This window comes from Pseudomonas sp. P105, assembly GCF_032614175.1.
GTDB lineage: Bacteria > Pseudomonadota > Gammaproteobacteria > Pseudomonadales > Pseudomonadaceae > Aquipseudomonas > Aquipseudomonas rhizophila.
The window spans coordinates 4210942-4226189 of record NZ_CP126693.1; the positions used below are offsets into that span (position 1 = coordinate 4210942).

The 15248-nt window shown below is 62.1% G+C and carries 13 protein-coding genes; 12 read left to right on the top strand and 1 reads right to left on the bottom strand.

The features are described 5' to 3' along the window. Positions 1-2 precede the first annotated feature (2 nt). The 12 genes from QOM08_RS18830 (at position 3) to QOM08_RS18885 (ending at position 13282) form a co-directional block, all read left to right on the top strand. A complete protein-coding gene (locus QOM08_RS18830) occupies positions 3-1595 on the top strand; it encodes a GumC family protein (protein ID WP_047228538.1) in 1593 nt (530 codons plus the stop codon). Further along, entirely contained in the window at positions 1592-2695 is a 1104-nt protein-coding gene (locus QOM08_RS18835; protein ID WP_047228539.1) for a glycosyltransferase family 4 protein, read from the top strand. Before QOM08_RS18830 ends, QOM08_RS18835 begins: the two co-directional genes overlap by 4 nt. Then, positions 2692-4062, top strand: coding sequence for an O-antigen ligase family protein (locus tag QOM08_RS18840; RefSeq protein WP_047228540.1), 1371 nt, complete (start codon positions 2692-2694; stop codon positions 4060-4062). Before QOM08_RS18835 ends, QOM08_RS18840 begins: the two co-directional genes overlap by 4 nt. Next, positions 4059-5015, top strand: a complete 957-nt coding sequence (locus tag QOM08_RS18845; RefSeq protein ID WP_316911983.1) for a glycosyltransferase — start codon at positions 4059-4061, stop codon at positions 5013-5015. Before QOM08_RS18840 ends, QOM08_RS18845 begins: the two co-directional genes overlap by 4 nt. After that, complete coding sequence (locus tag QOM08_RS18850; protein WP_316911984.1) at positions 5008-6144, top strand: glycosyltransferase family 2 protein; 1137 nt, start codon at positions 5008-5010, stop codon at positions 6142-6144. Before QOM08_RS18845 ends, QOM08_RS18850 begins: the two co-directional genes overlap by 8 nt. An 11-nt stretch (positions 6145-6155) precedes the next feature. After that, positions 6156-7160, top strand: coding sequence for a polysaccharide deacetylase family protein (locus QOM08_RS18855; protein WP_316911985.1), 1005 nt, complete (start codon positions 6156-6158; stop codon positions 7158-7160). Beyond that, positions 7157-8461 carry a lipopolysaccharide biosynthesis protein gene (locus tag QOM08_RS18860; protein WP_316911986.1) on the top strand — a complete coding sequence of 435 codons (1305 nt, stop codon included), beginning with the start codon at positions 7157-7159 and terminating at the stop codon, positions 8459-8461. The genes QOM08_RS18855 and QOM08_RS18860 overlap by 4 nt, the downstream gene beginning before the upstream one ends. Before the next feature lie 239 nt (positions 8462-8700). Next, positions 8701-9390: a GNAT family N-acetyltransferase gene (locus tag QOM08_RS18865; protein WP_076383944.1), complete on the top strand. Its 690-nt coding sequence runs from the start codon at positions 8701-8703 to the stop codon at positions 9388-9390. Positions 9391-9604: 214 nt separating this feature from the next. Next, positions 9605-10294: an N-acetyltransferase gene (locus QOM08_RS18870; protein WP_316911987.1), complete on the top strand. Its 690-nt coding sequence runs from the start codon at positions 9605-9607 to the stop codon at positions 10292-10294. Positions 10295-10299: 5 nt separating this feature from the next. Further along, positions 10300-11478, top strand: a complete 1179-nt coding sequence (locus QOM08_RS18875) for a GNAT family N-acetyltransferase (RefSeq protein WP_047228568.1) — start codon at positions 10300-10302, stop codon at positions 11476-11478. Continuing rightward, positions 11450-12244 (top strand): ChbG/HpnK family deacetylase, encoded by a 795-nt coding sequence (locus QOM08_RS18880; RefSeq protein WP_047228569.1) that lies wholly within the window; start codon positions 11450-11452, stop codon positions 12242-12244. The genes QOM08_RS18875 and QOM08_RS18880 overlap by 29 nt, the downstream gene beginning before the upstream one ends. 96 nt (positions 12245-12340) lie before the next feature. After that, positions 12341-13282, top strand: a complete 942-nt coding sequence (locus QOM08_RS18885; protein ID WP_316911988.1) for an alpha/beta hydrolase — start codon at positions 12341-12343, stop codon at positions 13280-13282. A gap of 191 nt (positions 13283-13473) precedes the next feature. Here QOM08_RS18885 and QOM08_RS18890 read toward each other — a convergent pair whose 3' ends face one another. Continuing rightward, positions 13474-15216: an ABC transporter substrate-binding protein gene (locus QOM08_RS18890; RefSeq protein ID WP_047228549.1), complete on the bottom strand. Its 1743-nt coding sequence runs from the start codon at positions 15214-15216 to the stop codon at positions 13474-13476. Between the last annotated feature and the right edge of the window lie 32 nt (positions 15217-15248).

Consider the following 15248-nt stretch of genomic DNA (forward strand, 5'->3'; position numbering starts at 1 on the left):
TCATGAACCCCAAAGAAAACTATCTGCATGAGTTCTTCAGGATTTTCTTCGCCAACAAGCAGTGGGTGAAGCGCGTCTTCCTGATCTTCGCCGTGATCGCCCTGGCGCTGCCGTTGATGCTCAAACAGAGCTTCGACATCACCGCCCAGGTCATCGTCCAGTCGAAAAAACTCTCCCAGGGCGACGCCACCACGTCGCTGAACCAGGAAGACGCCACCTTCATTCCACCGTCCCTGGCGGACATGGAAACCGAGAGCAATATCCTGCGCTCGCCGGCCCTGATCCGGCAGACCATCAGCACCCTGCGCGACCAGGGCGAGTACACCCCTAGCCCCGGCATCTTCAACAAATGGGTGAGCGAGCCGCTCAAGCACTATGTCACCACGCCGCTGCGCGAGTACGTCGTCAACCCGCTGCGCGACGGCCTGGGGCTGGAAGTCGATCCGGTGCGAGATACCACGCTCGACATGCTGACCGACGAAGCCATCGCCAACCTGAAAATCGAAACCCTGCCAGGCTCCAACGTCATCTCCATCGTCTACAGCTTCGGCGACCCGGCCCAGGGCACCCGGTTCGTGGCGCAACTGCTGGAGAACTACCTCTCCGGTCGCCAGGACCTGCAATCGATCGAGCTGCCGCAAGCCTTCTATGAGCAGAAGAAAACCCAGTACCAGACTCGCCTCGACGGACTGGAGGGCACCCGCCTGGCGCTGCTTGAAGACGTCAGCTCCTCCGATCCCAAAGAGGAGATCACCTTCCGCCTGAACGCCATCAACACCGAAGAACAGGCCTTGAACCTGTACCGCGATCGTCTGCTGCAAAGCCAACGCTGGCTTGATTACCTCAAGACCAGCCTGGCAGCGGCGAACAACTCACGGTTCAACGACTACACCTTCCCGTTCACCTTCACCACCACCATGGACAACATCGCCTTCGAAGACCGGGAAATCAAACAACTGGGCGAGCAACTGACCACTCAGGTCAGCCGCTACATGAATGATCTGGCGATCTTCCAGCCCGGCAGCGAGCCGATGCTGTTGACTCGGGAGCAGATCGCGCGCACCCGCCAGCAGTTTCTCAAAGTGGTGAGCAACCGCATCCAGGAACGCACCAACGACCTGGCAGTCGTCAGCTCGGTGATCGACCAAAAAACCGCGCGCATCGCCGAGTTCAAGGAGCGTATCCATCAGTTGCAGCAAACCCAGAGCAAGCTGCGGCAGATGGACACCGAGATCAATGCCCTGCATGCGGCATTTTCCACCTACGCCCAGCGGTTCGCCGAGAGCAGCACCGCCCGCGCGCTGGACAACGACCTGTCCAATGCTCGCGTCCTCAGCCCACCGTTCGAACCGACCGCCCCGGCGTTTCCCAAGCCGATGCTGATTATTGCGTTCGGTCTGTTCAGCGGCTTGCTCCTGGCGATCGCTCTGGTCTATGTGCGTGAGTTCTTCGACCATCGCTTCAAGCACCCTGCCCAGATTACCCAGCAACTGGATGTACCGGTGTTGCTGGTGATCAACGAGCAGAACCCCGAACAGGTCAACCCGCACCGCAATTGGAGCCTGCCCAGCCTTGTCCATTGGGTGCGCAATTGAACGCGCCGATTGGCCCGACCTGCCGCAGCAGCGCCCTGCCGATCATTCATTTGCTCGACAGCGGCGGCTTCTACGGGGCCGAGCGGATGTTGCTCGATCATTGCCTGGCCACGCCAGGGCAGCACCAGGTGCTGTTCCTGGCGGCGCCGCCGACCTTGATCACGCGCTTTCGCCAGGCCGGGGTCGATTGCCGCCACTGCGCCAGTTGGGGCGAGCTGTTGCAGCACCTGCGCCAGCGACGGGACGAGCAGCCGCTGATCAACACCCATAACTTCAAGGGCCTGCTGTTCGGCTGGGCTGCGGCCACGCTGCTGCGCTTGCCCCTGGTCATCACTCAGCACGGCTTTACGCCTCGCAGCACCAAGCAACGGTTCTACACGTGGCTGAGCCTGCAACTGTGCCGCACCGCCTCGGTCAAGCGCGTGGTCTGCGTGGCCGAAAGCATTGCCGTGCTGCACCGCCAGGCCAGCGTGCGCGCGGAAAAACTCGACGTGATCCCCAACGGCCTGCCGTCGATCACAGCACCGCTGCCTCATCGTGACGACCGGCTGCGCTGGCGGGTCGGCTACGTCGGTCGCTTGAGCCACGAGAAAGGCCCGGACCTGTTCCTCGACGCCATGATCCCCCTGTGCCAGCGGCATGCATCGCTGCACGCGGTGATGCTCGGCGACGGCCCGGAACGTCAGGCCTTGCTCAAGCGCATTGCCGACGCGGGCCTACCTACTCGCATCGAGCTGCCCGGCTATCAGACCGACATGAACCCCTGGTGGAGTCAGCTCGACGCGCTGGTGATCAGTTCGCGCACCGAAGGCACGCCGATGATTCTGCTCGAAGCGATGCAGGCCGGAGTGCCGGTGGTGGCGTTCGGTGTGGGGGGCATTCCCGATGTGCTGCAGGACCGTCACAACGGCCTGCTCGCGACGCCGGCCGACAGCGCCGAACTGGCCCGGCAGATCGAAACACTGTTTGGCGAACCGCCCCTGGCGCGGATCCTGGCCGATAACGCGCGCCGCACCCAACGGGACCGTTATGACCTGCGCGCCCTAGCCGAACGCTGGTCGCAGCTCTATATCCGCACAGCACGGGAGGCTCGTCCATGATTGTCCCGCTCTCGATCGTCAGTCTGCTGGGCCTGGTTTGCCTGGCGTTGCTGGCCAGCCCCTATCCCTTCCTGGCGCCGGGAGCGGTGCTCGGCCTGGTGGGCGTCGCCGTGCTGTACCGCAAACCCGGCTGGGGCTTGCTGGGCATTGCGGCGCTGGTGCCGTTCGAAGGTCTGTTCAAGGAGAATGCTTTTTCGGGCAGCAAATTCTTCGGCGTGGCGCTGATTCTGATCCTGATGCTGCAACTGGCCCTGCGCCAGATTCCCTCATCACGCTTGCGCAGCAATATCTGGCGGCCGCTGATCGCCTTCATGATGCTCTATGGCCTGAGCCTGATGCTGTCGCAGAACCTGGGCCTGTCCATGACCCATCTGCGCGAACTGATGGTAGGGCTGATTCTGTTCGTGATTACCCTGCTGATCGGGCGCGAGCTGAACCTGGACCTGTTCTGCCGACTGATGACCCTGAGCGTGACCACCACCTGCGTGCTGGCAATGTTTTCGGTCAAATACCAGGACCAGGGCCGCGCATCCGGCCTGCTGGAAGACCCGAACGCCTTTGCCCTGTTGATCGCCTTTACCGTGCCGATGGCGTTGTTGCTGGTGTTGCGCAGCCCGAACCTGCTACACCGGTTGTTCTGGGGTGGCTGTTTCATCCTGCTGCTGGGCGGCATGACCAAGACCGAATCGCGCTCGGGGCTGGTGGTGCTGTTGCTTAGCCTGGTGATTGGTCTCTATCACTATCGTGCCCAAATGCCGCGCATCCGCCCGCGACACCTGGGCTTCGCCATGCTCGGGCTGGCAATCATGATTCCCTTGGTGATTGCGGTGATGCCGGCCGGCTACGTGGCGCGCATCCAGTCGCTGAGCATCCTCAGCGCCGGCGCCAGTGCCCACAAAGACGAATCCCTGGGCCGTCGTGCCTCGTACATCGTGGTCGGCAGCAAAATGATCCGCGAGAACCCGGTGCTGGGCAGCGGCCCGGGCACGTTCCCGCTGCACTACGCCCCCACGGGCTACGCCAAGGCGTTCTCGGCCAATCGCAAGCTGGGGGATCTGTATCGCCGGGCCCACAACACTTACCTGGAAATCTTCAGCGAGATCGGCATCCCTGGCGGGCTGATGTTCGTCGGCATGATCGGCCTGGGCCTCTACAACCTGTGGCGCGCCCGCCAGCTCTGGTTGCAACGTCGGGACTGGGTGCAGGCGGACCTGCTGACGCACCTGGGCATGAGTTTCCTGTCGCTGGCGCTGTTTTTGATGTTCCTCAGCGCCCCCAACCATAAGTTGCTGTGGATCATGCTCGCCATCACCAGCGTGTTGCGCTACGACGCCGAACAGGCAACACCGCAGGAGGCCCGTCCATGAGCCGCATCAGCATTGTGATCCCGATGTTCAACGAGGCCCGACACATTGGCCGAACGTTGCTGGCGGCGCAGGAAGCCGCTCGCCAGGCGCAACTGGACTGTGAGTTGATCGTGGTGGACAACGGCTCGGACGATCATGGGCCGCGCATTGCCAACGAACTGGGGGCGCGCGTGCTGATCGTGCCCGGCGTGCACATCGGCGCCCTGCGCAACCGCGGTGCGGCCATCGCCCATGGGGAATGGCTGGCGTTCATCGACGCCGACATCGAGATGCCGGCCAACTGGCTCAAGCTGCTGCTGGAACTCCAAGGCCAGGGCGATGTGCTGGGCCTGGACCTGGACACCCCCGCTCAGGCGCCTTGGTTCGCTCAAGCCTGGCAACGCCGCAGCCACCGGCCAGGCTCGCGTCCCTTGCACCGGGTGCAGTGGCTGCCCAGCGCCAACCTGTTGTTGCGTCGCCAGTGGTTTGAGCAGGTCGGGGGGTTCGACGAAACCCTGCGCACGGGCGAAGACAAGGACTTTTCCCTGCGCCTGCGCAACGCCGGGGCGCAGTTGCTGCTGGTCAATGAAAACGTGGCCCTGCATTGGGGTTACGAAGGCAGTTGGCGGGAGTGGATGAGCAAGGAACTGTGGCGCCAGGGCAGCCATTTGCAGTTGCTGCGCAGCCATGGGCCGAGTCTGCGCCTGCTGCGTTTTCCGGCGCTGTCCATCGGTGCCTGGGGCCTGGACTTTCTGGCGTTGGTCGCTCTGTTCCAGGGCCAGCCGCGCATCGCGCTGATGCTGCTGTTGCTGACCTCTCTGCCCGCGTTGTTCCTCAGTCTGCGTCAAAGCGGGCGTGACCTGCGCCTGACGCTGCAACTGTGGGCCTTGCACGGGGTGCGCTTGCACCTGACCGGCGCCGCATTGCTTCTCAACCTATGTCATTGGAACGTCAGGAGACCTGCCCGTGGCTGAATTTCTTTACTGGTCGTGCCTGTTGCTGCCGGTGTACGCCTACCTCGGTTATCCGTTGATGCTGAGTCTGCTGGCGCCACTTTTTCCACTCCGGCGCTACGGGCCGGCGTTGCCGATGGACGTCAGCATTGTCATTGCCGCCCACAACGAGGCACGGCACATCGAAGAGAAACTGCGCACCTTGCTGGCCCAGGACTACCCGGCGCGCTCGCTGCAAATCATCCTGGCCAGCGACGGCTCCACCGACGACACAGTGGCCTGCGCTCGGCGGGTCATCGACCCGCGCATCACCGTGCTCGACCTGCCGCGCCAGGGCAAGGCCGCCGCCCTGAATACCGGCGTGGCCCACAGCACTGAAGAGATCCTGGTGTTCACCGACGCCGACAACCAATGGGCCGCCGATACCCTTGGCCACCTGTTGGCCCCGCTGGGCGATCCGCAAGTCGGCGCCTGTGCCGGGCACATGGAAATCCCCGTGCCGGGCAAGGGCCTGAGCCTGGGCGATAGCCTGTATCGGCACTACGAAGGCTGGCTGCGTCAGGTAGAGAGCCGCACAGGTTGCATGGTCTCGGCCGACGGCGCCTTGCTGGCCCTGCGGCGCGAACTGTTTGAACCCATACCGGCGCAGGTCAACGACGACTTCTTCCTCAGCACCTGTGCGCCGGCGGCGGGCAAGTCCATCGTGTATGCGCCACTGGCCCGGGTCACCGACCAAGGCGTGGACGAAGCCGACAAACAGTTTCGCCGTCGCCAGCGGGTCACCGTTGGCGGCCTGCAAAGCCTGGCCCAGCGTCGGCAGTTGCTCAACCCTCTTCGTCACGGGCTCTACGCCATCGGCCTGATCAGTCACAAACTGATCCGCCGTCTGGCGCCGGTGTTGCTATTGCCGCTGCTGCTGAGCAACGCCTGGCTGTGGAATGAACATCTGTTCTATCGCCTGAGCCTGGTGGCGCAACTGCTCGGCTACGCCATTGCAATGATCGGCTTACTGGACGTAGGCCACCGATTGCCCAGGCCCTTTCGCCTGGCGGCGTTCGTGCTGGTGACGCTGGCGGGCATGAGCATCGGGCTGTGGCAGTTTCTGCGAGGTCATCGTTATAGCCAATGGAACCCCGAGCAGAACCGCTAAGGAGACGGCCCATGTCCATCAAACAAGTCTGCAAGCGCACCGGCGGCTGGCTGTACCTGAACACGTCCCTGGGCCGTGGTCCGTTGCGTGGCGCCGGCGTGATTCTGATGCTGCACCGGGTCCTTAACAATGACCGCGCCGCCGAGCTGCCCCATCGCAACGAATTGTGCGTGGGACCTGAGGCTTTCGAGCGCTTGCTGATCTGGCTGCAACGCTATTTCGAATGCGTGCCCTTGATGAGCCTGCTACTGGCCGATCCTGAAAGCGTCCCGAATCGCCCGCGAGTGGCGCTGACCTTCGACGACGGCTGGCGCGACAACGCGATGAATGCCTTTCCTTTGCTGCGCCAATACCAGGTGCCGGCGAGTATTTTCCTGTCCACCGACTTCATCGGCAGCCGCCAGCACTTCTGGTGGGAAAGCATCGGCGAAACCCTGTGGGGCAGCCATGGCCAAGTGGCGCGACACTCGTTGATCGAGCATTTGCAGCACGCCGGCCGGCCATTGCCGGTGATGCTCGATGACTTGGATGAGCAGCGCCGCAGCCTGTCGCTGATGCACTATCTGCAGAGCCTCAAGAGCCTTGACCCGCAGGTCTTGAACGACCTCACCGACGCCTGTCCCACGGGCGCCCAGCCCCAGGCCCTGGACTGGTTCCAGGTACGAATGCTGGAAGATTCCGGGCTCATCCGCTTCGGCCCCCATGGTGCCAGCCACGCGATTCTCACCGCGCTGGATGATCAGCGTCTGCACGAAGAGCTGAGCCGCAGTCGGGCGGCCCTGGAGAACGGTTGCGCCCAGCCGCTGCCGGTGTATTGCTACCCCAACGGCGATCACGATGAGCGCGTGCGTCAACAAGTGGCAGCCCACGGTTTCCCATTTGCCCTGGGCACCGAAACCGGCTTGTATCGCACCGACGGCGATCCATTGAACCTGCCACGCTTCGGCGTCAGCCAACGCAATGCCCAGAACCCTGAATTGCTGGCCTGGCGCATTCGCCGGGGGACACGCCCATGAGCCGCGGCCACTACCTCAAGCACTTGGCGCTGAGCATGGGCACGCGCCTGGCGATGATCGGCCTGCGCCTGCTGCGCAATGTGCTGCTGGCGCGGATCCTGGGGCCCAGTGAACGCGGGCTGTTCGCCCTGCTGAGCACCCTGCCGGACCTGATCAGCGCCGTCACCAGTGGCGGCTTGAATTCGGCCGTGGGCTATCAAGCGGCTCAGCAACGCTCGATGGGCCTGCTGCTCAGCCAGGTGCTGGTCTTCGGCTGCCTGTTGGCCGGGTTATTGACGGTGCTGGTGGTGGCACTGGTGCGCGAATTCGGCGGCGAACTGGACATCACCACACAGTTGGGACTGTTGGCGTGGCTGCTGCTGTTGGCCGTGCCGTTGACCGTGCTCAAGAGCGGCCTGCTGACACTGCACAATGCGTCCGGCGGCGTTGGCGCCTTCAATGCCCTGCGGCTGATGGAATCCCTGGCGCCACTGTTGCTGTTTCTGGCGCTGTTCTGGATGTGGAAAGACACCGCCCTGGAGGCCGCACTGATCAGTTGGCTGGCGGGTCTGAGCCTGGTGGTATTGGCCGGTTGGGTCTGGCTGCGGCGGGACCACAGGTTCACCCTGCAATGGGATCGCTCCAACCAGAAGGAGCTGTTGCGCTACGGTGCCCGCAGCCACCCCGATTTACTGTTCCAGCAAGTGGTACTGCGCTCGGACTACCTGTTCATCGGCGCCCTGCTGGGCAGCACTGCCCTGGGCCATTACGCCATGGCCAGCGCCGCCGCCGAACTGCTGCTGATTGTGCCTGAGGCGGTCACCACGCCGCTGATGAAGCGTTTGCTGCAGCAGGACTCCGACATGAAACGCCTGACGCCTCTGGCCCTGCGCCTGACCGCCACGGTCATGCTCGGCGCCTGCCTGGGCATGGCACTGATTGGTGAATGGCTGATCGTCACGCTGTTCGGCGCGGCCTACCAACCAGCCTATCCCGCCTTGCTGGCGCTGCTGCCGGGGCTGTTCGGATTGTGCTACGCGAGCATCCTGCGCCTGGATCTGCTGGGCAAGAACCGGCCCGGCACGGTTTCGCTGCTGATGGGTGTGGGAGCGTTATTGAACCTGGCATTGAACCTGATCCTGATTCCGCGTTACGGCATCGTCGGGGCCGCCGCGGCGTCTTCGATCGCCTATATGGCCGCGACCGTCGCGCTACTGACGAGGTACTGCCGCCTCAGTGGCGTGGCGCTATGGCAGACGCTGATCATCCTGCCCAGTGACCTGCTGCCGATGCGGCAGATGCTGATGGGGAAATCCGCATGAACGCCGTCGTCAGGCAGATCGTCATCGCGAGCAGGCTCGCTCCCACAGTGGCTCGCCGCCGAGCACAAGAGCTGCGGCCGCTACACCTCCAATGTGGGAGCGAGCCTGCTCGCGATGGGGTCGGCCCGGAGCTTATGCAAACCCCTCAGATCGGGTATCTCCTGCCCGGGGACACCCTGTTTTGCCATGGACTGGAACACACCTCGTTTCTCCCACCACGCCACCCGTCAGGAGGCACCATGAAGTCCCTGCAAAAATTGCGTGATCGCATCCAGAAGAAAGGCCTGCGCGCTGTGCTCAAACAGCTGTTCAGGCGCTACGCGTATTTCCACTCCCGACTGGTGTGGCTGGAGCACGATGTGCGGACCCCGCTTCCCCCGCATAACCTCAAACCCTACCCACCAATGCGCCTGGAGTTCATCACGGTCAGCAATGCCGACGCGTTTGCCCGGCACTTCGGCGACCGCGTCAAAACCATGCGCGAGCTGGCGGCGGAGGGCTACACAGGCTTGATGTACCTGGATGCTCAAGGCGACACCGTGGGTTTCGCCTGGGGCAGTACGCGAGACTATTTCGACCGCCATTTCTATCGCTGCAACTTCCCGATCCAGCCTGGCGAGTACTTTCAGTTCGGTGGCGAGATGATCCGTGCCTACTGGGGTTCCAGGATGTCGGCGGACATGCAGTTGGAAATTTGGAAGATCATGGCTGACAAAGGTTGCGACACGATGGTCGATGTCTGCGACTTGCAAAACATCCCGGCGATCAAGATGCACCTGCGCATGGGCTTCCAGGAGCGCGGCAAGATCACCCACGTGTATCGCCTGTTCGGTCACTGGCGGTTTTTCCGCGACACGTTTTACCGCGGCTCGGCACTGGGCGCTTTTCAAAAACCGGATCAGCCGGTTGCATCGACTGCGGCGGCCTGATGTCCATGGCGATCCGGCTCAAATGGTGTCGCTCCTTGCCGTCCCAGCGGTGTGGCGCCGTGGCAGACACAGATCATCCTGCCCAGCGACTGGCTGCCGATGCGCCGGAGGCTGATGGGGACATCAGCATGAGTGCGCTCGTCAGCCAAAAACCCATCGCGAGCCAGCTCGCGATGGGGGCCATTTCCCAACCCGCCACCCGTCAGGAGGCACTATGAACGTTCTGCAAAAATTGCGTGATCGCATTCAGAAGAAAGGCCTGCGCACCGTGCTCAAAAAGCTGTGCAGACGCTACGTGTTTTTTCACTCCCAACTGATATGGATGGAGCGGGATCTGGTCAGTCCTGTGCGGCCTTGCAAACTTAAGCCTTATCCACCTTTGCGCAGGGAAGTCATCACTACCAGCAACGCCGACGCTTTCGCCACTCACTTCGGCGACCGTGTCGAGACCATGCGTGAGCTGGCAGCCGAAGGCCACACCGGCTTGATGTATCTGGACGACAAGGGCAACACCGTCGCTTTCATCTGGGGCAGTCAACGCGACTATTTCGACCGCCATTTCTATGGTTGCTGGTTCCCGGTCAAGCCGGGCGAGTTCTTCGAGTTCGGCGGTGAAATGATCCGCGCCTATTGGGGCAGTCAGCTGTCGGTGGATGTGCAATTGGATCTCTGGAAGACCATGGCCGACAAAGGCAGCGACAAAGTAGTCGACGTCTGCGATCTGGAGAACATTCCAGCCGTAAAACTGCACCTGCGCATGGACTATCAGGAGCGCGGACAAATCACCCACGTGTATTGCCTGTTTGGCCGCTGGCGTTTTTTCCGCGACACGTTCTATAGCGGCTCACTACTGGACCCGTTTCGCAAACCGGCCCAGCCGTCCGCCACCACTGCGGCGGCCTGATGTCCATGGCGATCAGGTTCCAATGGTGCCGTTCCTTGGGCGCGGCGCAGTTCCCTGCAACAGCTTATGAACAGCTGCGAACCCTGGTGCCCGACACTACACCGTTCAACACATTGGCCTGGCTGCAAGCGGCGGAATTTGCGCTGCTGCCAGATCAGCAGCTCAACATACTGCTTGGCTGGCAGGATCAGACACTGTGCCTGTGTCTGCCGCTCATTTCGGGGCGCGAACGTATCTGTGGGCTGCGTTTCCGGGTATTGCGTCACTTGGGCTATCCATTGGCTGACCGCATCGCGCCGCTGATACGTCTGGACGCCGAGGGTATGGCAGAGGCGCTGATGCAGATCCGCCAACATCTGCCCCATGCGTTACTACAGTTGAATGAAGTGACCGAACCGGTGGGTGAAGGAAGCGTCCTCAGTGCCTGGATGGCCCTGAGCTCGACCGGGGAACGGCGACTCAGTTGCCGGGTGCCGGTGCATTTGATCAGCGACAGCGACCGCCAGGAGATATCCGGTGATCCGCGCTACAAGTTACGCCGGGCGCGCAAGCGGATCGCCGCATGCGGTGCCCAAATCCGCCGGGTGACACCCGATGCCATCAGCATGGGGCTGCTGCTGCACGACCTTGCCGAAGTCGAGGCAGCCAGTTGGAAAGGAGAAGAAGGTGTCGGCATTTTCGCCGACCCCAGCCGTCGGCAATGGATGAATCACGCCTTCACTGCGCTCGCCGCCGAGGGCATGGTGCGGGTGGTGATACTGGAACTGGACGGTCGCTGCATCAGTTATCGCCTCGGCCTGCTGGATCAGGGACGACTGTACGACTACAACCTGGCGTTCCTGCCACAGCATGCCGACCTGGGCAGTGGTCGGGTTCTGCTCGAGGAGTGGATTCGCTGGGGGCTGGATGACAACTGGCGCTGGATCGATGCCTCGCGGGTCAGCCTGGAGAACTCGAGCCATCAACTGCATGAACGCATGACCGGACAACTGGAGCACTGGCGTTGGAGTTTTTATTCATGGCAGCCCGATGGCCTGGTACTGGGGCTCGCCTTGCGGTTATGGAAAAGCCTGAAACCGTTACTGCGCAAGCGCCCGACCGGGCAAAGCGCGACAGCGACTTCGTCATCTACCCCCAAGCGCCAGGAGAATGTGAATGCCACGCCAAGTGATCGTCAACGCTGACGACTTCGGACTCGATCTCAACGAAAACTCCCTGATTCTGCGGGCCTTCGAGGCTGGCGTGATCAGTTCGGCCACGGCCATGGCCAACATGCCGGCTTTCGAGCAAGCTTGTGAAATGGCCCGCAAACCGCTACTCGACGGCCGAATCGGCCTGCATTTCAATCTCAGCTTCGGCCGCCCGCTGAGCCAGACCATTGCTTCGCGACCGGCGTTTTGCGACACGAACGGCGAGTTCGACCTGAACCTCTCGCGCTACTGCCTGCGCCTTGGTTCAAAGGACCTCCGCGCGGTACAGGAAGAGCTTGATGCCCAATGGCAACGCTGCCTGGACCATGGCCTGCGGCCTAGCCACCTCGATTCTCATCAACACGTACATAACATCTGGCCCATTGGAGAGCTGGTGGCCCGCTTTGCCGCCCGACACGGCGTGCCGATTCGGTTGGCGCGTAACCTGGGGGCGAATCTCAACCTGCCCAAGCGCCTGTTCAAGACCATGCTCAACCGTCGCCTGCGCAGCCTGTGCGGCGCGACAGCCGACTACGTCTGCACACCCGCCGACCTGCACCACGCCGCGCCGCCAGGTCACGGCTCGCTTGAGGTAATCGTTCATCCACTGCACCTGGATGAAGACTTTGGCGACGCGAGCCTGATGCCAGGGGACTCACTGACCCAAGTGTTGCATAAACGCCTGTCGGGCGTACCTAGGGTGGCGTACGGCGCGGCGGTGAAGGCTTTGATATTGACCCAATATGGGGATGTGCAGTGATTTAGGATACGCGACAACAAGCCATCCGAAATCCCTCCACCCTTCCAGCGAATCTGATAAAAAGCACCTTCATGCCTTGAGTAGCGAATCGCATCGATGTCTTCGTCTCTTATCTCCCGTCTTGGGCGACGCTGGCTGGCTTTGCTGTGCATGAGCGCGATGGTGGTCGGGCTGCCGGTGGGCTGTGGCGTGTTGCAGCACAAGGAACGTGAACTGGTGTTTCGGATCGAGCCAGGTACGGCAACCTGGTTCAGCGGCTTGCCGGGCGACGTGCAGGAGTTCGACCTCAAGCCCAAGAGCTTCAAGGCCGGGGAAAATATCCACGGCTGGTGGTGGCCGGCCGAACGCAAGAACGCGCCGGCGATTCTGTACCTGCACGGGGTGCGCTGGAACCTGACCGGTCAGTTGTTTCGTATTCGGCAGTTAAGGGCCCTGGGCTTTTCGGTGCTGGCCATCGATTACCGTGGTTTCGGCAAAAGCCAGGGCGATCTGCCGTCGGAAGCCAGCGTCTATGAAGATGCGCGCATTGCCTGGCAGCGTCTTGAAGTGCTGCAACCGGACCCGGCCCTGCGGCTGATCTACGGCCATTCACTGGGTGGCGCCGTCGCGGTAGACCTCGCCGCGGAGCTTGGCCAGAAGGCGGCGAAAGACGGCAGCCTCGTGCCCGCCCGAGGTCTGGTCATCGAATCCACGTTCACCTCCCTGGGCGATGTCGCCACCGCCATGGCGAACACCTCCCTGCCGGTGCGCTGGCTGCTGTCGCAGAAGTTCGACTCCATCGACAAGATCCGCGAGATCAACATGCCCTTGCTGGTGGTGCACGGCGCCGCCGACCGCTACGTCCCGCCACGCTTGAGCGAACAATTATTCAACGCCGCCCTGGAGCCAAAGCGTCTGTTGCTGGTGCCAGGCGCAACCCACAACAACAGCATGAACCTGGCGGGCAGCACCTACCGCCAAGCATTGGAGGTCCTGATGAAAGCCGGGCCATCGCCAGTGGCCGGACACCCTCCTACCAGCCCGGCCAAGGCGGGCTGATTCAACTCCGCCACCCAATCCCCCTGTGGGAGCGAGCCTGCTTGCGATGGCGGCGGGTCAGTTGGCATTAATGCGGGATGTGCCACCGCCATCGCGGGCAAGCCTTGCTCCCACCGTTTTGCGCGTCGAGGGGCCGGCCGCAAAAAAAAAACGGCACCTTGCGGTGCCGTTCATTCATTGCAGGTCCAGCTTTATTTACGCGCCGCCTCCCATGATTTCAGCAGTTCGGCGTAGCTCACGGTTTCACCCTTAGGCTTCTCGTTGGCCAGTTTCGGCTTCGGTGCGCCCGGTTGGTCGAACCAGTATTGCGCGTCGCGCTCAGGGTTCATTTTCGGGGCGCAGGTGGCCTGGGCCTTGGAGCGTTCCAGACGGGTCATGATTGCGTCCTGATCCTTGGCCAACCCGTCGAGTGCCTGTTGCGGAGTCTTCTCGCCGCTGGCGGCTTCGGCGATGTGGCTCCACCACAGCTGAGCCAGGCGTGGATAGTCCGGCACGTTGGTCCCGGTCGGGGTCCATTGCACACGGGCCGGGCTGCGATAGAACTCAACCAGCCCACCGAGTTTCGGCGCCAGATCGGTCAAGGCCTGAGAGTTGATGTCCGACTCACGAATCGGCGTCAAACCTACAATGGTTTTCTTCAGCGATACGGTCTTGGACGTCACGAACTGCGCATAGAGCCAGGCGGCCAGCCTCTGCTTCTCAGGCGTGGACTTGAGGAACGTCCAGGAGCCCACGTCCTGATAGCCCAGCTTCATGCCCTCTTCCCAATACGGTCCGCGCGGCGACGGCGCCATGCGCCATTTCGGCGTGCCATCGGCGTTCATCACCGGCAGGCCCGGTTTGGTCATGTCGGCCGTAAAAGCGGTGTACCAGAAGATCTGCTGGGCGATGTTGCCTTGCGACGGCACCGGGCCGGATTCGGAGAAGGTCATGCCCGCCGCTTCCGGTGGCGCGTACTTCTTCATCCAGTCCACGTATTTGGTGGTGGCGAACACAGCCGCGGGGCCGTTGGTGTCGCCGCCACGGGTCACGCTGGAGCCGACCGGATGGCAATTCTCGACGCGAATCCCCCACTCGTCCACCGGCAAGCCGTTGGGCAGGCCCTTGTCGCCGCCACCGGCCATGGAGAACCAGGCATCGGTAAAGCGCCAACCCAGGGACGGATCCTTCTTGCCGTAATCCATGTGACCGTAGACGCGCTTACCGTCGATTTCCTTGACGTCTTCAGTGAAGAACTTGGCAATGTCTTCATAAGCCGACCAGTTCACCGGTACACCCAGCTCGTAGCCGTACTTTTCCTTGAACTTGGCCTTCAGGTCGGCCCGCTCGAACCAGTCGGCGCGGAACCAGTACAGGTTGGCGAACTGCTGGTCCGGCAGTTGATAGAGCTTGCCGTCCGGCGCGGTGGTGAACGAAGTGCCGATGAAGTCCTTGAGATCCAGGGTCGGCGAGGTGTAGGCCTTGCCTTCGTTGGCCATCATATCGGTGATTGATGCGGTCTTGCCGTAGCGAAAGTGCGTGCCGATCAGGTCCGAGTCATTGACCCAACCGTCGTAGATATTCTTGTCCGACTGCATCTGGGTCTGCAGCTTCTCCACCACGTCGCCTTCCTGCAACAGGTCGTGGGTCAGCTCGATCCCGGTAATGTCCCTGAAGGCCTTGGCCAGCACCTTGGATTCATATTCGTGGGTGGCGATGGTTTCCGACACCACGTTGATTTTCATGCCGCGAAATGGCTCGGACGCTTTGATGAACCACTTGAGCTCTTCGAGCTGCTGTTCGGCTGTCAGGGTAGACGGCTTGAATTCACTGCCAATCCATTTTTTCGCCGCGTCTTCATAGGCGTCGGCCCAGGCCGCAGCGCTCAACCCGCTGAGTGCCAGCACGGCTGCCAATGAAACGCTATGTCGCAGCTTATTGTTTTTATCGAACATAGAGACCTCCTGTTTGGGTTTAAGAGCCTGAT